Here is an 18,388-nt window from a genome sequence, read left to right on the forward strand (position 1 = left end):
CGCCGGCGGCTAGCCCCGGTCCAGCACCGCCAGGCACTCCACGTGGTGGGTCATGGGGAAGGCGTCGAAGGCGCGCAGGGACGTGAGCGTGTACCCGGCACCGACGAAGGCCGCGATGTCGCGGGCCAGGGTCGCGGGGTCGCAGGAGACGTAGGCGACCCGGCGGTTGCGCAGCTCGGCGAGCTGCTCGGCCACCGCGCGGCCCACGCCGGCCCGCGGCGGGTCGACCACGGCGACGTCCACCCGCATGTCGACCCATTCGCGCAGCTGGGTGGCCACATCGGCACGCTCCACCCGCGCCCACGGCACGTCGCGCAGGTTGTGCTGGGCGTCGCGGACGGCCTCGGGGTTGCTCTCGACCCCCAGGACCCGGCCCTCGGCGCCCACGGCCTCGGCCAGGGGGGCGGTGAACAGGCCCGCCCCGCAGTAGAGGTCGAGCACGGTCTCGCCCGGCTTCGGCTCAAGGGCGTCGAGGACGGCGTCGGTGAGGACCTGCGCGGCGGCGGGGTGCACCTGCCAGAACCCGCCGGCGCTCACCCGGAACTCCCGGCCGCCCACGTTCTCGCGGATACCGCGGCGGCCCCGTACCGACTGGGTCTTGCCGCCCTTGAACCGGCGCAGGACGGCGGCCGACGCCTTCGGGGCGGGCAGGGCGGGCAGCTTGGTCCCGCGCGGCGTGACGATCACGGCGCTGTCCTTGGTGCTGCCCGACACCACGGTCTCGACCTCGGCGATCGAGGGCCACTCCAGGTCGGTGACGCCCAGCCGGTCGACCTCGGGGTGGGCGATGGCACAGGCGTCGACGTGCTCCAGTTCGTGGGAGCGGTGCCGCCGCAGCCCGGCCGCGCCCGAGGCGTCGACCGCGAACCGCACACGGGTGCGCCAGCCCAGGCCGTCGGGTGTGCCGGGAAGCTCTTCGACGTCGACGTCGCGCTCGATGCCGGCGATGCGGCGCAGCTGCTCGGCGACGACCTGCGCCTTGATCCGGCGCTGCGCGGGCAGCGAGGCGTGCTGCCAGTCGCATCCGCCGCAGCGGCCGGGGCCGGCGAAGCGGCACGGCGGCTCGACCCGGTCGGGCGAGGGCTCCAGGATGTCGACGGCGTCGGCGCGCAGGAACCGCGCGGTCTCCTCGGTGACACGGACGCGGACGCGCTCGCCGGGAAGGGCGTGGCGGACGAAGACGACCTGGTCGTCGTGGCGCCCCACACACCACCCGCCGTGCGCGACGTTGTCGACCCGCAATTCCAGGTGGTGACCGATTCTGCTCATGGACGTGAACCTCCGGTGGACGGGGCTGTCGGGCATCGCGCAGGTGACCCCCGCGTACAGCCACCGCCCATCAGCGGTAACTCTAGCCGAGGACGGCCGTCCCGGGGCCCGGCGCTGCCCGAAGCCCGCGCCCTCGGCCGCCCGCCGGATGCGGGGGCGGGGAACGCCCGGGCCTGATCCGTGGTTGGGTAGACGTCTGACGGGACGGGTGCGGGGCGCCGCGTCCCCGCGGACGCGGACTCACTCGGGAGCGGATGGCCGGTGCACATCGTCATATTGGGCTGCGGGCGGGTGGGGTCGACGCTCGCGCACACACTGGAGGACATGGGACACACGGTCGCCGTGATCGACCAGGACCCCGACGCGTTCCGGCGGCTGCGGCCGGCCACGGCGCAGGCCGCGGTCCGCGGCGTGGGGCACGACCGCGACGTCCTGGCGGCCGCCGGCATCGCGACGGCGTCGGCGTTCGCCGCCGTGAGCAGCGGTGACAACTCCAACATCATCTCCGCTCGGGTGGCCCGGGAGACCTTCGGGGTCGAGAACGTGGTGGCGCGCATCTACGACCCGCGGCGCGCCGAGGTCTACCAGCGGCTGGGCATCCCCACGGTGGGCACCGTGCACTGGACCGCCGACACCATCCTGCGCCGGCTCGTCCCGGGGTCGGCGGGGCTGGACGTGGGTCCGCTGTGGCGCGACCCCTCGGGCACCCTCGTGATGACCGAGGCCCCGGTGACCGCCGACTGGGTGGACCACCGGGTGGAACGGCTGGAGGCCGCCGCGCAGGTACGCGTGGCCTACGTGGTGCGCGGCGGGGAGATCCTGCTGCCGCGCGGCGATGAGGCGCTGCGCGCGGGCGACGTGCTGCACGTCCTCGTGCGCGCCGCCGACGCCCAGGGGCTGAGGGCGCGGCTGGGCGCCCGCGACGGGGAGAGGCAGGGCCGGTAGATGCGGGTCGCGATCGCGGGGGCGGGCGGCGTCGGGCGCTCCATCGCCGCCGAGCTGAGTGACAGCGGACACGAAGTGCTGCTGATCGACCGCGCCACCCGGGCCATCGGCGTGGACGAGCTGCCGCGGGCGGAATGGCTGCTGGCCGACGCCTGCGAACTGGCCTCGCTGGAGGACGCCCGGCTGGCCGACTTCGACGCCGTGGTCGCCGCGAGCGGCGACGACAAGGTGAACCTGGTGGTGTCGCTGCTGGCCAAGCGGGAGTTCGGAGTGGGGCGGGTGATCGCGCGGATCAACGATCCGCGCAACGAGTGGCTGTTCACCGACGCGTGGGGCGTGGACGTTGCGGTGTCGCCGCCGCGGCTCATCGCGGCGCTGGTCGACGAGCCCGTCGCGGAGGAGGCGGAGGACGGACCGGATGCGCGGGATCCGGCGCTGCCGGAGACCGACCTGCTGGAATTCACCCTTCCCCCGGAATCCCCGCACGCCGGACGGCACGTGCGCGACCTGCTGACGGAGCTGCCCGAGGGCATCGTCCTGGTCGCGGTGGTGCGCGGCGGCGGCGTGCGCCCGCCGTCCCCCGACACCCTGCTGGCCCCGGGTGACGACCTCGTCTTCCTCAGCAGCGCGGATTCGGTGGACGAACTCGACACCCTGCTCGCGCCGGGCGCGTAGGAGGACCGCCGGAGCCGTTCGGGTCCGGCCGGCCGGTCATGCGCTTCGGGGCGGGGGGCCGGCGGTCTCCATCGGGGTGCGGCCGCGGGTGAGCAGCCAGACCATGGCGGCCAGGGCCGCGACCTGGAGCGGCCAGCCCATGGCGATCTTGGAGACGCCGAGCCACGCGAAGGTGTTGGCGATCCCGAACGACTCGGCGGCCCAGAGGGGCAGCTGCACGGCCACGCGGACGACGCACGGCAGGATGAGCAGCCAGGTCAGCCGGGAGCTGAGCCGGACAACGGCGGGGTTCTCCCGCCACCCCGTGGGGTCGCCGGTGACGGCGCCGATCAGCAGGCCGATGGCGGGCCAGCGGACGACGATCGATAGGGTCAGCACCGCCGCGTAGACGGCGTTGTAGATGATGCCGGGCAGCGCGAAGTCCTCGGCGTTGCCGCTGCGGAGCGCGAAGACCGCGGCGATGCCGATGCCGAAGAGGCTGTTGACGACGAACTGCACCGAGGAGCGCTGCACGAGCCGGGCGACGGCGAGCAGGACCGAGAAGCCGACCCCCAGCGCCAGGGCCAGCCGGAGATCCTGGGCGATCATGTAGGTGACGGTGAAGGTCAGGGTGGGGATCGCCGCTTCGACCATGCCGCGCTTGCCGCCCAGCGCCTTGGCGAGCTGCCCCCGGACCACCGCCTCGACGGTGTCCTCCGAGACCGGCGCCTCGGCGGTGGCGTCGCCGCCGGGGCGGTCCTGCCCTTCGTGCCCTTCGCGCCCCTCGTGCTCCTCGTGCTCCTCGTGGTCCGCCCGACCGGGCCGCCCGCGCTGCCCGTCCGACGCGGCGGCCTGCGGCGCCGCAGCGGCGCCGGAGCCCTCGCGGGCCGGACCCGAGGGGTCGGGTGCGCGGCCGCCGGCCCCGTTTGCGGCCGCGTCGACGGACCGCTGCTGCTCGGTCATGCTGCTCCAGAATTCGGCATCGGATGTCCTTCCCACCCTAGGTCACCGACCCTCGGCACGGGGATCCTTCCACGCCGCACGGGGCGCGCCCGTCGCGACCGCCGCTCCCCCGGTGAGCGCTTCGGGCGCGGGCCGGGCGGCGCGCCCGCGGGACGAGGCCGGTCGACCGGGCGGCCCCTCCTGACGGTCCCGTGAAGCGGTTCGAGGAGGGCGCTCGCCGTGTCCGCGGCGGGATGGCGCCGAGCGCCTGTGAACCCCGCCGGCGGTCTGCTCCACTGCGCTCGGCACACCCGGAACCCGTCGCGTAGGCTGGCCGCAGACCGCCACCGCCACGGCTGGGAGAGCCCGATGCGAGTGTCCCTGCGCCCCGACCACCTCGGATTCGCCTCGCGGTTGCAGTCCCGGATCGCCGCGCGGTCCCCCGGCACCGGGCTGGTGTGGTCGCCCTACTCCGTCGCCGGCGCACTGGGCCTGGTGGCCACCGGCGCCCGCGGGACCACGCGCGACGAGCTCGCCCGCCTCCTGGGCGGCGACATCGACGCCGAACTCGCGGCGCTCGACGACGCCGTCACCGGCGGCCCCGAACTCGCCACCGCCACCGGCCTGTGGGTCCGCGACACCCTGACGCTGCGCCCCGGGTTCGAGGCCGCCCTGCGCGCCCGCCCCGGCTCCGCCGTCCACACGGCCGACTTCGCCGGCGCCCCCGAATCCGTGCGCCGAACGGTCAACGGCTTCATCGCCAAGGCCACCCGCGACCTCATCCCCGAACTGCTGCCGCCCGGCGGGATCGACACCGGCACGCAGGCGCTGCTGGCCAACGCCCTGTGGGTGCGGATGCGGTGGGTCGTCCCCTTCGACCCCGCCGAGACCCGCGACCTCGACTTCCACGCCCCCAGGGGCACCCGCTCGCTGCCGATGATGCGCCGCCGCGCGCGGATGCCCCTGGCGCAGACCGCCGGGTGGCGCATGGCCACCCTGCCGGGCGGCGACGACCTCGCGCTCGACATCCTGCTGCCCGACGATCCCGGCGCCGCCCCTCTCCCCGAGGCCGACACCCTGACCGCGCTGTACCGCGCGGCCGCCCCCACCGAGGTCGCACTCGCGCTCCCCCGGTTCGACCTCACCCACCGGGCCGAACTCGCCCCCGCGGTCGCCGCGCTCGGGGCGGGCACGGTCTTCACCGATTCCGCCGACCTCAGCGGTATCTCGGAGCACCCGCTGCGCATCGACCAGGTCGTGCACGAGGCGCGGCTGCGGGTCGACGAGAAGGGCGCCGAGGGCGCCGCCGCGACCGCCGTGCTCATGCCCACGGCGGCGATGGTGCCCGCGCCGCCGGTGGGCTTCACGGCCGACCGCCCCTTCGGATTCGTCCTGCGCCGCCGCGCGGCGGTCCTCTTCCTGGGCATCGTGGCCGACCCGGTCGACCCGGGTCCCGCCGGCTGAGCGGAGCGGCCGCCCTTGGTCCGGGGCGGGCGGGGTACCGCACCTCCGGCCGCCCCGCTCCGCGGCGCGGGAGCGGTCAGATGCGGCCGAACGGGGCAGCGTAGCGGAAGGTGCCCGCCATCGCGTCGGTGTGCGCGGTGAGCGTGCGCACCTGGAAGTAGGCGCCCCACGAGGCGTCCGGCGCGACCACGCCGTGGTCGGCGGCCGGGCGGAAGCCGAAGCGCGCGTAGAACGCGGGCTCGCCGAGCAGCGCCACCAGGGGCTCGCCGAGCGCGTCGGCGGCGCCCAGCACCGCGTGCATCAGCGCCGACCCCACGCCCGCCCCCTGGTGGCCGGGGTCGACGCTCACCGGCCCCAGCCCCAGGGCCGGGAGGTCGCCCACCGCGCCCCGGGTGCACACGACGTGGCCCACCACCCCGCCGCCGGACTCGACCGCGACCAGGGACAGCTCCGGGATCCACCCGGGATCGGCCCGCAGCCGCCCCACGAGCGTCGCCTCGCCGGGATCCCCGCCCGGCTCCGCGGGCGGAGCGGAATGCTCGGCCCCCGCGAACGCGGCGGCCGTGACCGCCCGGATGGCGGGGATGTCATCGGGTGTCTCGCGTCTGATCAGCATGGAGAGATGCTGATCCTTCCCGGTACGCCCCGCAACGGGTTTTTCCGGCGGGGCGCCCGGCCGCGGGTCAGAACCCGCCGCCTCCGCCGCCGCCGGAGTCGCCGCCGGACGACCCGGACGAGTCGGCGGCGGCCGACCCGGAACCACCGGGCTCGGCGCGGTCGGCGTCCACGGTGCCGGGCTCGTCCTGGTCCGCCGGCGGCGCCGGGATGCCCGGGTCGGGGGTGGCCGAGGCGGGGTCGGCCGGCGGGGGCGCGGCGGGGCCGGGGCCGGGCGGCTGGACCGCCGGGTCGGCCTGGGGCGCAGCGGTGCGGCCGCCCGAAGCGGCCAGGGACTTCTGGACCTCCGGCGGGACGGTGATCTCCAGCAGGTCGCGCGGGGGGACCGGGCTGTCGCCGCGGACCACCACCACACCCTGGAACAGCGCGTCGATCGCCGCCATGGCCTCGGGCTTGACGGCCGCGTCGCCGCGGACCACCCCCCGCAGCACCCAGCGCGGCCCGTCAACACCGATGAACCGCACCCGCTGGCCGAGCTGGTGGCCCTGCTCGTTCTTGCGCCCCTCGACGGGGACGACCGCGCGCAGCTCGGTGCCGAACGCACCGTCGAAGTCCTCGACCTTGCCGCCCTGCCCGGTGACCTGGCTGCGCAATTCGTCGCGCAGCTCGTCCCACACCCCGCTGGACTTGGGGGCGGCGAACGGCTGGATCTGGAGCGCGGAGTTGCCCTGGATCAGGGTGACGCCGATGATCTGCTGGCCGCGCCGGCTGCCCTGGCCCCGCTGGTTGGCGACGTTCACCTGGATCTCCGTGCCGGGCTGGATCGGCACCCGGATCGCCCCCAGATCCATCCGGCGCACGTCGGGAGCGTCCTCGGAGGCGTCCCAGGGGCCCGCGGCCCGGTGGCGGTCGGCCTCCTTCTCGGGCTCGGGCGGCGCGCTCCGCCGTTCGACGACCTCGGCGGTGTCGGCGGCGCCGGCCCCGTCGTTCTTCTTGCGTCGGCGTCCGAACACGCCTCACACCTCTCCCCATAGCCGGGCCCCGGTGGCGCCGGGGCCCGTGGTCCTCATCTGTGTGCCGCGTGGCCGCCGGTGGATCCGAAGCCGTCCGTGCCGCGCACGGAATCGGGCAGGTCCCCGACCTCGCGGAAGATCGCGTACTCGACCCGCTGGACGACCAGCTGCGCGATGCGGTCGCCGCGGGTGAGCTTGACCGGGGCCGCGGTGTCGGTGTTGAGCAGGGTCACCCGGATCTCGCCACGGTACCCGGAATCGACGGTCCCGGGGGCGTTGACGAGGGTCAGCCCGTGCCGCGCGGCGAGGCCCGAGCGCGGGTGGACGAACGCCGCGTAGCCGTCGGGGAGCGCGATCGCGATCCCGGTGCGGACGGTCGCCCGCTGCCCGGGGTCGAGCACCGCGTCCTCGGCGGTGACGAGGTCGGCTCCGGCGTCGCCGGGACGGGCGTAACCGGGGACGGGCAGATCAGGGTCGAGGCGGCGGATCAGGATCTCCACGCGACCGCCGAGGGTATCGCTACTCACACTCACCGAGCTTAGCGCGGACCGCCGTCGCGGCGGACGCACGCGCGGGCCGCCCCGCCGGGACGGGGCGGCCCGCGCGCGTCGCGGGTGTCACTCGGCGGGTACGGGCAGGGTGACGTCGACCCGGAGGTCGGTGTCGTCGGCCACGAACTCCAGGGCGGCGGCGCGCCCGGCCGCCGCGATGTCGTCGGCCGCGACCCGGGCGTCGGCCGCCTGCTTGCCGCGGACGACCACGCGCTCGACCTCGGCGCGCATGGACAGCTTCGCCTCGGACTTGGCCTTGCGCACGGCGCGCAGCACCGCCGACGTGGCGCTGAGGACCCCGGGATCGCCGCTCTGGGCGGCGGCCCGGAACTCCGCGGCGTCGGGCCACGGCTCGGCGTGCACGGAGGTGTCCCGCCACCAGGACCACACCTCGTCGGCGACGAACGGCAGGAACGGGGCGAAGAGCCGGTGCAGCGCCGACAGCGCGATGAACAGCGCCCCGCGCGCCGAGGCGCCCGCCGCCGTTTCGGTGTCGTAGGCGCGGGCCTTGACGAGTTCCAGGTAGTCGTCGCAGAACTCCCAGAAGAACCGCTCGGTGTGCTCCAGGGCGCGGGTGTGGTCGTAGGACTCGAAGGCGGCGGTGGCGTCCTCGACGACGTCGGCCAGCGCGGCGAGCATGGCGCGGTCCAGCGGCTCGGTGACCGCGGCGGGGTCGGCCGAGGTCTCCTCGCCGGCCACCGACAGCGCGAACTTGCTGGCGTTGAGGATCTTGATGGAGAGCCGGCGGCCGACCTTCATCTGGCCCTCGTCGAGCGCGGTGTCGGTGCCCAGCCGTCCGCTGGCCGCCCAGTAGCGGATCGCGTCGGAGCTGTACCGCTCCAGCAGGTCGATCGGGGTGACGACGTTGCCCTTGGACTTCGACATCTTCTTGCGGTCGGGGTCGAGGATCCACCCCGAGATCGCGGTCGTGCGCCAGGGCAGGCTGCCGTGCTCGAAGTGGGCGCGCACCACGGTGGAGAACAGCCAGGTGCGGATGATGTCCTGGCCCTGGGGGCGCAGGTCCATCGGGAAGACGCGCTCGAAGAGGTCGTTGTCGCGCTCCCAGCCGCCGACGATCTGCGGCGACAGCGAGGAGGTGGCCCAGGTGTCCATGACGTCGGGGTCGCCGGTGAACCCGCCGGGCACGCCCCGCTGGTCCTCGGTGTACCCGGCGGGCGCCTCGGAGCTGGGGTCGACCGGCAGCGCGGCCTCATCGGGCAGCAGCGGGGAGTCGTAGCCGGGGTTGCCGTCGGCGTCGAGCGGATACCAGACCGGGAAGGGCACGCCGAAGAATCGCTGGCGGCTGATCAGCCAGTCGCCGTTGAGCCCGCCGACCCAGTGGTCGTAGCGCGAGCGCATGTGCGCGGGGTGCCAGGTCAGCTCGGCGCCGCGGGCGAGCAGGGCGTCGCGCACCTCGGTGTCGCGGCCGCCGTTGCGGATGTACCACTGCCGCGTGGTGACGATCTCCAGCGGCTTGTCGCCCTTTTCGTAGAACTTCACCGGGTGGGTGATGGGCTTGGGGTCGCCGATCAGGTCGCCGGAGGCGCGCAGGAGTCCGACCACGCGCTCGCGGGCGGTGTGCACCGTCGCCCCGGCGAGCCCGGCGTAGGCCGCGCGGGCGTCGTCGGAGTCGATACCCGGCGGGGGCTCGGCGACGATCCGGCCGTCCCAGCCGATGATGGGGCGGGTCTCCAGATTGAGCTCGCGCCACCAGGTGACATCGGTGGTGTCGCCGAAGGTGCAGATCATGGCGATCCCGGAGCCCTTCTCCGGGTCGGCGAGGCGGTGCGCCCTGACCGGGACCTCGACACCGAAGACCGGGGTGCGCACGGTCGAGCCGAACAGCCCCGCGTAGCGCTCGTCGTCGGGGTGGGCCACCAGCGCCACGCAGGCGGGGATGAGCTCGGGGCGCGTGGTCTCGATCTCGACGGTGCCGCCGTCGGGGCGGTGGAAGGAGACCTTGTGGTAGGCGCTGGGGCGCTCGCGGTCCTCCAGCTCGGCCTGCGCCACGGCGGTGCGGAAGGTGACGTCCCACAGGGTCGGCGCCTCGGCCATGTACGCCTCGCCGCGCGCCAGGTTGCGCAGGAACGCGCGCTGGGCGGCGGTCCGCGAGGCGTCGTCGATCGTGGCGTAGGTGTAGCGCCAGTCGACGCTGAGCCCGAGCCGGCGCCAGATGCCCTCGAAGACCTTCTCGTCCTCGACCGTGAGGCGGTCGCACAGCTCGACGAAGTTGCGCCGGGAGATGGGGACCTGGCGCTTGGGGTCGGGCTTGGCGGGCGGCGAGAAGCCGGGGTCGTAGGGGACCGACGGGTCGCAGCGGACACCGTAGTAGTTCTGCACCCGGCGCTCGGTGGGCAGGCCGTTGTCGTCCCAGCCCATCGGGTAGAAGACCGACTTCCCGCGCATGCGCTGGAAGCGCGCGACGGTGTCGGTGTGGGTGTAGGAGAAGACGTGCCCGATGTGCAGCGACCCCGAGACCGTGGGCGGCGGGGTGTCGATGGAGAAGATCTGCTCGCGGCTCTTGGAGCGGTCGAAACGGTAGACGCCGGACTCGTCCCATACGTCGACCCATTTCGCCTCGATGCCGTCGAGCGAGGGCTTGTCGGGCACGCGGAAGGAACGAGAGCGGTTGGTCATGGGGCAATGGTATTGGCTGCCCGCCCCTGATCGCTCACCGTTTCCATGGGGGGCGCGGCCCGCCCCGCCCGGCCCGCCACCGGCCCTGACGCCCCGGGCCCCTGGCGAGGGCGCGGGCACCGGGCGCGGCGGCATGGGAGTATTTCGGCGAGCCGGATGACCACGTATATGGGAAGCGATCGGATTCAGATGGCAGAGAAAGACGGCCGGCTGGCCGCGCAGATCGTCGGCGGCGCCGCCGCTCTGGCGGCCGGATTCGTGGCCCGCAAAGTGCTGACCTTCGCCTGGACGCAGGCCACCGGAAAGGAACCCCCGACCGAGCCGGAATCCCTGGACGTCGGGCTCGGTGAGGCACTGGGCTGGGCGGTGGTGACCGGGGTCGGCATGGAGGTGGCCCGCGTCCTCGCGGTGCGCGCCGCCTACCGCCGGCTGGGCCCGTCCCGGGCCGGGATCGACGGCGCCTGAGAGGCGCCGGCCGGGACGCGCGGGGGCGGCGCCGGGGGTGCCGTCCCCGCGCGCGTCCGGGCCGGCCGGCCGGGTGCGCGGGACCGCTCAGTCCCCGACCGGCAGCCGCCCGGCCGCCGGGTCCGTGCCGCGGATCACGCGCAGCGGGGCGGGTCCGGCCGGGAGCGCCCGTGCCCGCAGGTCGGTGCGGACCGAGCGCGCGAGGGCCGTGGTCGCGGCGCGGTTCAGCGTGCCGCCGGCGACGGCGCCGGTGAGGTAGGGGCCCAGGGTGGTGAGATGGCGGCCCATGACGGCCATGAGGCGCTTGCGCAGGGCCGCCTTCGCGGCACCGCCCAGCGCCGCCGTGAGCGAGCCGGCCGCCTGGAGGGGGTCGACGCCGCGCTTCTTGGCCCATGCCGCCAGGTAGCCCGACGTGCGCTGGAGCCCGGAGCCGGGCGCCGGGGAGCCGTAGGCCTCGTGCAGCTCGGCGATCAGCTTGACTTCGATGGCGGCGACCACGACGGTCTCGGCGACGATCTGGGCCGGGGCCGTCAGCAGTAGCGGGGGCGCGGTGAACTGCACCGCGGCCAGTGCCCCTCCCGCGGCGCCCACAGCGGTGGTGGCGTTGGTGGCGTTGCGGACCAGGGCATCGGCCAGGTCCTCGCCGTCGATTCCCTTGTGGTGGCGGACCAGGGTGGCGCGGTCGCGCACCGGGATGCGGGGGGCGATGTCGTCGGCGAACAGCTCGGTGAGCCACCGGCCGCCCGCCGCGCCGCGCACGCCCGCCGAGCGGGCGCCGGCGGCCAGGGCGCGGGTGAGCCGCCCCAGGAGCCCGGCGCGGACGCGGGGATCGGCGCCTTCGTCGCCGATGATGCGGCCGACCAGCTCCCCGACGTCGTCGGACGCGGCCTCACCGCCCGCGGGCACCGGATCGGTGCCCGGGGCATCGGCGCCGCCCCCGCCACTGGCGAGCGCCGCGGGCCCCGGCGCGTCCTCCGCGGTTCCGTCCGGGCGCGGGGCGCCCGGGACGTCGGTGTGCCGCCCGTGGCCGTCGCCGCGGCGACGGGCTCTTCTTCGCACCATGACCCCCCACATCCAATTCCCAGCGATTTCCCAGTCTTTGCCGATCCTCTACGACAAAGCTAAGGGAAGCGGATAATCGAATGCGCGGGTAAGGCTCCGGCCGCCCCCGGTCAAAGGACGATGCGCCCCCTCATCGGGGACGCATCAGATACCGCGGCGCACCGGCCGTCGAGACACACGGTGAGAGGGAGTCCACGCCTGTCAGGCGGCGCACTCCTTGCACACGAGCTTTCCCTTCCGCTCCTCCGCGAGCTGGCTGCGGTGGTGCACCAGGAAGCAGCGCGAGCAGGTGAACTCGTCGGCCTGCCGCGGCAGGACCCGGACGGCCAACTCCTCTCCGGAGAGGTCCGCACCCGGCAGCTCCATCCCTTCGGCGACCTCGTCGGGGTCGACGTCGATGGTGCTGGTGCCCTTGTCGACCCGACGGGCCTGCAACTCCTGCAGGCTGTCCTCGTTGATGTCCTCGTCGGTCTTACGCGGGCTGTCGTAATCGGTGGCCATTCTGCTAACTCCATCCCCCTCGATCTATGCCTCGTTGCGCGGTTGTAACGCTTGAGAGACGCCTCTTGTGCCCGTACACGGTGGAAAACTCCGAAGGCGTAAGTGGACTGTGACCCCTCCCGGGTGCCGTCACACCTCTTGGCGGCATCGAACGGCCGATCCCGGCCGCACGCGTGCGCGCCCTGGATCCGCCTGTTCTCATGTGCTACCCAACGCCTGAAGGATTCCGACCTATTTCTTCGTCCTTACTCGCACCGGCCGAGCGCGGGTACTCCGCGAGGGGCGAGGTCGGAACGGACACGTCCGCGTCGGGAAACATTCCCGCCGCATTCACGCCCGGAGAGCATACCCACCGCGGAAGGCTGCTCCGCCCCCGGGTGGCCGTGTCATCGGACACGTATAGATATCACGGACGCGGCGGCGCCCGCAGCCCGTTGCGCGCCGCGGCGCGGCCGCCGCCCTCAGCGGCTTCCGGGCAGCGTGTCGCGGCCCTCGGCCGGCAGGGCCACGGTGACCACCAGTCCCCCGCCGGCGCGCGGCCACGCGCTCACTGTGCCGCCGTGCGCGCGCACCACGGAGCGCACGATGGACAGCCCCAGCCCGGCGCTGCGGCTGGAGCGCACCCGATCGCCGGAGCCGCGCCGGAACGGCTCGAACAGGCCCTCGATCTCGTATCCGGGGATCACCGGGCCGGAGTTCTCCACCTGCACCGCGGGCGCGCCCTCGTAGATACCGGAGCGCACGGTGATCTCGCCGTCGGCGACGTTGTAGCGCAGGGCGTTCTCGACCAGGTTGGCGATCAGGCGCTCCAGCAGGACGGGGTCGCCGCTGACCGGGGCCGCCCGGAGGTCGGAGCGCAGGGCGAGCCCGGACTTCTCGATCTCGGCGGAGAGCTGGCTGAGCACGGTCTCGGCGGCCTCGCCCAGGTCGACCAGGGTCCGCACGTCCAGCTCGCGTTCGCTCTTGGCGAGGAAGAGCAGGCCGTCGATCAGGTGTTCGTGGCGGGCGTTGGTCTCCAGCAGGGTGCGGCCGATGGTCCTCAGGTCCGGCGACGCCTCGGGGTCGCCGATGGCGACCTCCAGCAGGGTCCGGTTGATCGCCAACGGGGTGCGCAGCTCGTGCGAGGCGTTGGCGACGAACCTGCGCTGGCCGTCGAACGCGTGGTCCAGGCGCTCCAGCATGCCGTCGAAGGTGTCGGCGAGCTCGCGGATCTCGTCGTCGGGCCCGCCCAGCGCGATGCGCTCGTGCAGGGACCGCTCGGAGAGCCGGCGCGCGATCCGGGTGATCTTGTGCAGCGGCGACAGCGCGCGGCCGGCCACCACGTAGCCCAGGCCCACGGCGAGGAGCCCGACGACGACCAGCGCGAGGACCGAGAACCGGGTGACCTCGGCGAGCACGGTCTCGATGTAGGTGTTCTTGACCTCTTCGAGGGCCGCGGGGTCGTCGAAGTACGGGGAGTCGGGCGCGACGGTGAAGGTGAGGTTGTCCAGGAGCGCGGCGACGATCACGTAGTTGAGCAGCACCAGCAGCGACCCGGCGGCGAAGAAGAGCATGCCGTAGATCAGGGTGAGCCGCGAGCGCAGGCTGATGTTGTCGGTGAGGCGGTCCATGCCGCCGGTGACCGGCCCCTGCTGCTTGGCGGAAGGGGCGGGCGGGGTCGTCAGGCGGCGCCAGGTCCCGGTGTCGCCGGGCGGGGTCGGGGCGACCTCCCCGGGGGGCACCGCGGACGCGTGCTCGCCGCCCGGGGCGGTCAAATGCGGTACCCCGCTCCCGGGACCGTCTGGATGACCGGGGGCTCGCCGAGCTTCTTGCGCAGCGTCATGACGGTGACCCGTACGACGTTGGTGAACGGGTCGGCGTTCTCGTCCCATGCCTTCTCCAGCAGCCCTTCGGCGCTGACGACCGTGCCGCCCGCGCGCATCAGGACCTCCAGCACCGCGAACTCCTTCGGGGTCAGGGTGATGAGGCGGCCGTCGCGCTCCACGGTGTGGTTGGCGGGGTCGAGCTCGATGCCGTTGCGGCGCAGGACCGGCGGCAGCGGCGGGGCCGCCCGGCGGCCGAGGGCGCGCACGCGCGCGATCAGCTCGGCGAAGGCGAAGGGCTTGGCCATGTAGTCGTCGGCCCCGAGGGTGAGGCCTTCGACCTTGTCCTCCAGTTCGCCGGAGGCGGTGAGCATCAGGATGCGGCCCGCGTAGCTCTGGCCGACGAGGCTGCGCGCGACGTCGTCGCCGTGGATACCGGGGAGGTCGCGGTCGAGGACGATGACGTCGTACTCGTTGACGCCCGCGTGCTCCAGCGCGCTGTCGCCGTCGTAGACGACGTCGACCGCCATGGATTCGCGGCGCAGCCCTACTGCGACCGCATCGGCGAGCACCTGCTCGTCTTCGACCACGAGTACGCGCACTGTGTCCTTCGCTTCCCTGCGAGCCCGGGTGGGCCGCTGCCGGCGCATCCCCCAACACACCGGCAGCGGCGCTTACCCCCGGCTGCGCCTACCTTTGTCGCACACACCGAATAAGGATGAAGTAAACCACCACAGCGGCTACGCTGCGGATATACCGCGCGGACGCGGTGTTCACCCCACCCCGCACCGGCCAACGTAGGGCCAGTGCGCGATGCGCGGCAACCCGGTGGGCGCCGGGGAGCGGATGGTCGGCGGCCGGCCCCGGAGGGCGGGGCCGCCGATGTCCCTCCTGAAAGCGAGGCGTCGCTGCCGGCGAATCCCCCAACCGCCGGCAGCGACGTTCACCCCGCACATTTCAAAGGTGCCACGACCCGGGTAAGAACCGAATAAGGGCCGGTGCCGACTTTGCGGCGCGTCCCATTCCGCCGCCCCCGCACGCCCCTCCCGGCTCCGGCACCACCCGTTCCGACCTGCCGCGGCGCCCGCCCTACAGCGGCGCGGTCACGGATCGGTATCGGGCCCGCGGCCGGGTTTGGCCGCGCGGCCGCGGTGGGTATGGCGCAGGGACGCGGGCCGAAGCGCGCTCGGCGCCCCCCGTGGCCACGCCGGCGTGACCACATGTAGTGCGCGCATGACCACAGAGTGAGGTGAAATGGGCGAGTTCTTCGCGGAGATCCAGGGCCGCATCAAGGAAACCCGCATGTCTCTCCTTGCGGCGCAGGCCGCGGGCGACGATTTCCTCGCCGACACGCACGCGTCGGAGCTGGAGGACCTGCACCGGATCGCCGCCCGCAACGGTGTCGACACCGGCGGCGTCTGACGGCCCGGCCGCCCGTATCGGACCGGCGAGCGGACGGTACGCGGCGGCGCGGCGGCGGGCGACCGCCGGAGGCCGGCCGGATCGGCAGGGATCCGGCCGGCCTCCGCCGTCCCATGGCCGGGGGCGCTTGCGGCGGGCCGCCCGCCGCCGTACGGTCAGCCGTCGGTGTCTGCGCCCAGCGGCTCCAGCAGGTCGTGCAGCTCCTCGAACAGCCCCGCCGGCGCCGCGATGAACAGGTCGGGGCCGGCGGGCGCCCCGTTGAGGCCGCCCACGCGCGCGCCCGCCTCCTGGGCGATGAGCGACGCCGCCGCCCAGTCCCAGGGGCTGAGCCCGCGCTCGTAGTAGGCGTTGCTCCGCCCGCGCGCCACCCCGCACAGGTCGACCGCCGCGGCACCGCCGCGCCGGATGTCGCGCACCCGGGGCAGCACCTGCCGCAGCACCTCGGCCTGGTGGGCGCGGCGCGCGGAGCTGTAGCCGAACCCGGTGGCGACCAGGGCGAAGTCGATCGGCACGGCGGGCGCGACCGTGATCGGCCGTCCGTTGCAGAACGCGCCGCCCCCGCGGACGGCCGTGTAGACGTCGCCGCGCGCCGGAACGGCGACGACGCCGGCGACGACCTCGCCGGCGGCCTCGGCGGCGATCGACACCGCCCAGTCCTCGCGGCCGTAGAGGTAGTTGACCGTGCCGTCGATGGGGTCGACGATCCACCGGACCGCGCTCTGGCCCGCGGCCGCGCCGCCCTCCTCGCCGAGGACGGCGTCGTCGGGCCGGGCGGCCAGCAGGCGCTTGCGGATCAGCTCCTCGACGGCGCGGTCCATCGCGGTGACGACATCGGTGGGCGAGGACTTGGTGTCGAGGACGCCGATGCCCGCCTGGCCGTCGGCGGCGACCGCGCCGGCCTCCTGGGCGGTGGCGGCGGCCAGGGCCAGTAGTGCGGCCGGATCGGCAGTGGTCATGCGCTCCCCTTTGTTCGTTGCCGCGCCGCGGACGTCACAGGTGCTCCGGGCGGCGCCAGTCCTTGCCGAGCACGTGGTGGTCGAGGAAGGCGAACACGGTCTCGTACCAGACCTTGATGTTGCCGGGGGTGAGGATCCAGTGGTTCTCGTCGGGGAAGTACAGGAACTTCGCGTCGACCTCGCGGGAGACCAGGTCCCACCACAGCCGCAGCCCCTCGCCGATGGGCACCCGGTAGTCCTTGTCGCCGTGGATGACGAGCATGGGGGTGGTGATGTCGTCGACGTGGCGGTCGGGCGAGGCGCGGTCGTAGCGCTCGGGCCGGATGCGGGGATCGCCCCACTCGGCGGCCCAGACCTCCGGGAAGTCGGTGGCGCCGATGAATCCGCCGAGCCCCCACAGCGAGGCGTGGGTGACGATGGCGTCGAACCGGTCGGTGTGCCCGGCGATCCAGTTCGCCATGTACCCGCCGAACGAGCCGCCCATGGCGGCGGTCCGGGAGGGGTCGATGTCGTCGCGGGCGCAGACGGCGTCGGTGACCGACATCAGGTCGGCGAAGGTGCGCTCGCCCCAGTTGCCCCAGGCGCGGCGGAGCATGTCGGGCCCGTAGCCGGTCGACAGGGCGGGGTCGGGCAGCAGCACGGCGAAGCCGCGGGCGGCCAGCAGCCAGGGGTTCCACCGCCAGGACCAGCCGTTGAAGCTCATGTAGGGGCCGCCGTGCACCCACAGGACGAGAGGGGCGGGCGAGTCGGCGGAGGCGCCGTCGGGCAGCACCAGCCAGGAGCGCACGCGGGTGCCGTCGTCGGCGGTGGCCTCGACCTCGGTGAGCGTCCCCGGCGCCGCCAGGGCGGGGGTGGGCGTCTTGAGGCGGACCGGGGCGTTCTCGGCGGCGGCGTCGAGCCGGACCGGGGTGGGCGGCTCGTCCCAGGAGTCGCGCAGCGCGTACAGGGTGCGGCCGTCGGGGGCGGGGTTGAGCGCGCTGTAGGCGCCGTTGTCGGCGGTGAGGCGGGTGAGGGCGCCGGTCTCCAGGTCCACGCGGAAGGCGGGGCGGCGCCCGTCGAGGTCGGCGGTGAAGAGCACGGCGGAGGAGTCGGGGGCCCAGGCGTACTCGCGCGGCCAGAGGTGGTCGCCGGGGAGCAGGTCGCGGCCCTCGCCGGTGGCGAGGTCCACCAGCCACAGGGTGTGGTCGCGCGGCTCGCCGTCGATGTCGCCGTCGAAACCGCGGTCGGCGACCGCGTAGCGGCCGTCGGGGGAGACCCTGGGGCCGGAGAAGTCGTGGCCGGGCTGCGCGACGAGGGTGCTGCGCTCGCCGGTCGCGGCGTCGATCAGGACCAGCTCGTTGCGGGCGGTCCCGCGGCCCTTGGGCACGCGCCAGCCGGTGACGACGGTGCCGCCGTCGGGGGTGACGTCCCAGGACTGGGTGACCAGCGCCGCCCCGGGGTCGGGGGTGAGGTCGGCGGGGTCGCCCAGTCCCGCGGCGGGGTCGGCCGGCGGCGCCGCGGCGAAGAGGCGCGGGCGGAAGGGGCCGAGGTCGCGGTCCCAGTAGCGCACCGGGGACTCCTCGTGGAGGATGGCGGTGACGCCCGCGTCCTTGCGCCCGGTCCGGGCCGTGTCGTCGGCCTCGCCGTCGGCCGCGCCCGGGAACACCTCGGAGCCGTAGACCACGGTGCCGGATTCGCGGGCGACGGCGAATCCGGTGATCCCGCCGGGGCGGGCGGCCACGCGGCGTGCCTCGCCGCCGTCGGCGGGCAGCAGCCACAGGGCCGCGGGCGGCGCGCCCTTGGCGGTGTCGGCGGATTCGGGGTCGGTACGCGCCGAGGTGAACAGCAGCGATCCGTCGGGGAGGAAGCCGGGGGCGGACTCCCCCGTCGCCGACCGGGTGATCCGGCGCGGTTCGGCCGCGCCCTGGGGGTCGATCTCCCACAGGGCGGTGGTGAACGCGGAGCCGTCGGGCTTCAGCTCGCTGACGGGCGCGACGAGGCGGCTCCCGTCCGGTGACAGGCGCAACCCGTTGACGCGGCGCAGCCCGACGTAGTCCGACAGCTCATACCAGGAACGAACCACGACTTCCCCTCCCACTTCGGCGACGGTG

Annotated in this window: 16 protein-coding genes; 4 read left to right on the forward strand and 12 right to left on the reverse strand. The window is 74.4% G+C overall.

The annotated features are described in order from the left end of the window. Positions 1-9 precede the first annotated feature (9 nt). Positions 10-1,269 (reverse strand): class I SAM-dependent RNA methyltransferase, encoded by a 1,260-nt coding sequence (locus tag ACFO4E_RS23200; protein ID WP_378578206.1) that lies wholly within the window; start codon positions 1,267-1,269, stop codon positions 10-12. A gap of 261 nt (positions 1,270-1,530) precedes the next feature. Here ACFO4E_RS23200 and ACFO4E_RS23205 point away from each other — a divergent pair, with 261 nt between their 5' ends. Further along, positions 1,531-2,214, forward strand: coding sequence for a potassium channel family protein (locus ACFO4E_RS23205; protein ID WP_378578208.1), 684 nt, complete (start codon positions 1,531-1,533; stop codon positions 2,212-2,214). Continuing rightward, a complete protein-coding gene (locus ACFO4E_RS23210) occupies positions 2,215-2,889 on the forward strand; it encodes a potassium channel family protein (RefSeq protein WP_378578210.1) in 675 nt (224 codons plus the stop codon). A gap of 36 nt (positions 2,890-2,925) precedes the next feature. Here the strand turns inward: ACFO4E_RS23210 and ACFO4E_RS23215 are convergent, their stop codons facing one another. After that, entirely contained in the window at positions 2,926-3,831 is a 906-nt protein-coding gene (locus ACFO4E_RS23215; protein ID WP_378578212.1) for a DUF3159 domain-containing protein, read from the reverse strand. A gap of 348 nt (positions 3,832-4,179) precedes the next feature. On the opposite strand from ACFO4E_RS23215, the gene ACFO4E_RS23220 reads away from it, so the two are divergent. Continuing rightward, positions 4,180-5,274: a serpin family protein gene (locus ACFO4E_RS23220; protein ID WP_378578214.1), complete on the forward strand. Its 1,095-nt coding sequence runs from the start codon at positions 4,180-4,182 to the stop codon at positions 5,272-5,274. A gap of 76 nt (positions 5,275-5,350) precedes the next feature. Here the strand turns inward: ACFO4E_RS23220 and ACFO4E_RS23225 are convergent, their stop codons facing one another. The 4 genes from ACFO4E_RS23225 to valS form a co-directional block, all read right to left on the reverse strand. Next, complete coding sequence (locus tag ACFO4E_RS23225) at positions 5,351-5,890, reverse strand: GNAT family N-acetyltransferase (protein ID WP_378578216.1); 540 nt, start codon at positions 5,888-5,890, stop codon at positions 5,351-5,353. 67 nt (positions 5,891-5,957) lie between these two features. After that, positions 5,958-6,902, reverse strand: coding sequence for a DUF3710 domain-containing protein (locus ACFO4E_RS23230; RefSeq protein ID WP_378578218.1), 945 nt, complete (start codon positions 6,900-6,902; stop codon positions 5,958-5,960). A 53-nt stretch (positions 6,903-6,955) separates the two neighbouring features. Then, the gene (gene dut / locus ACFO4E_RS23235) at positions 6,956-7,429 is read right to left on the reverse strand and encodes a dUTP diphosphatase (RefSeq protein WP_378578220.1); all 474 of its coding nucleotides are present in this window, start codon (positions 7,427-7,429) and stop codon (positions 6,956-6,958) included. Positions 7,430-7,519: 90 nt separating this feature from the next. Next, positions 7,520-10,090 carry a valine--tRNA ligase gene (gene valS, locus ACFO4E_RS23240; RefSeq protein WP_378578222.1) on the reverse strand — a complete coding sequence of 857 codons (2,571 nt, stop codon included), beginning with the start codon at positions 10,088-10,090 and terminating at the stop codon, positions 7,520-7,522. Between the two features lie 189 nt (positions 10,091-10,279). Between valS and ACFO4E_RS23245 the strand changes: the two genes are divergently transcribed. After that, a complete protein-coding gene (locus tag ACFO4E_RS23245) occupies positions 10,280-10,555 on the forward strand; it encodes a DUF4235 domain-containing protein (protein ID WP_378578224.1) in 276 nt (91 codons plus the stop codon). An 87-nt stretch (positions 10,556-10,642) separates the two neighbouring features. On the opposite strand, the gene ACFO4E_RS23250 is transcribed toward ACFO4E_RS23245, so the two are convergent. The 6 genes from ACFO4E_RS23250 to ACFO4E_RS23275 form a co-directional block, all read right to left on the reverse strand. Beyond that, positions 10,643-11,617, reverse strand: coding sequence for a hypothetical protein (locus tag ACFO4E_RS23250; protein WP_378578226.1), 975 nt, complete (start codon positions 11,615-11,617; stop codon positions 10,643-10,645). A gap of 201 nt (positions 11,618-11,818) precedes the next feature. After that, positions 11,819-12,118, reverse strand: a complete 300-nt coding sequence (locus tag ACFO4E_RS23255) for a DUF4193 domain-containing protein (RefSeq protein ID WP_378535007.1) — start codon at positions 12,116-12,118, stop codon at positions 11,819-11,821. Positions 12,119-12,579: 461 nt separating this feature from the next. After that, a complete protein-coding gene (locus tag ACFO4E_RS23260; protein ID WP_378578228.1) occupies positions 12,580-13,872 on the reverse strand; it encodes a sensor histidine kinase in 1,293 nt (430 codons plus the stop codon). Next, positions 13,869-14,522 (reverse strand): response regulator transcription factor, encoded by a 654-nt coding sequence (locus ACFO4E_RS23265; RefSeq protein WP_378578230.1) that lies wholly within the window; start codon positions 14,520-14,522, stop codon positions 13,869-13,871. The genes ACFO4E_RS23260 and ACFO4E_RS23265 overlap by 4 nt, the downstream gene beginning before the upstream one ends. A gap of 975 nt (positions 14,523-15,497) precedes the next feature. Then, positions 15,498-16,298, reverse strand: coding sequence for an inositol monophosphatase family protein (locus tag ACFO4E_RS23270; protein WP_378578232.1), 801 nt, complete (start codon positions 16,296-16,298; stop codon positions 15,498-15,500). Positions 16,299-16,332: 34 nt separating this feature from the next. Next, positions 16,333-18,360, reverse strand: coding sequence for a S9 family peptidase (locus tag ACFO4E_RS23275; RefSeq protein WP_378578234.1), 2,028 nt, complete (start codon positions 18,358-18,360; stop codon positions 16,333-16,335). Positions 18,361-18,388 lie beyond the last annotated feature (28 nt).

The organism is Nocardiopsis mangrovi, from assembly GCF_042653925.1.
GTDB classification, from domain to species: Bacteria; Actinomycetota; Actinomycetes; order Streptosporangiales; family Streptosporangiaceae; genus Nocardiopsis_B; species Nocardiopsis_B mangrovi.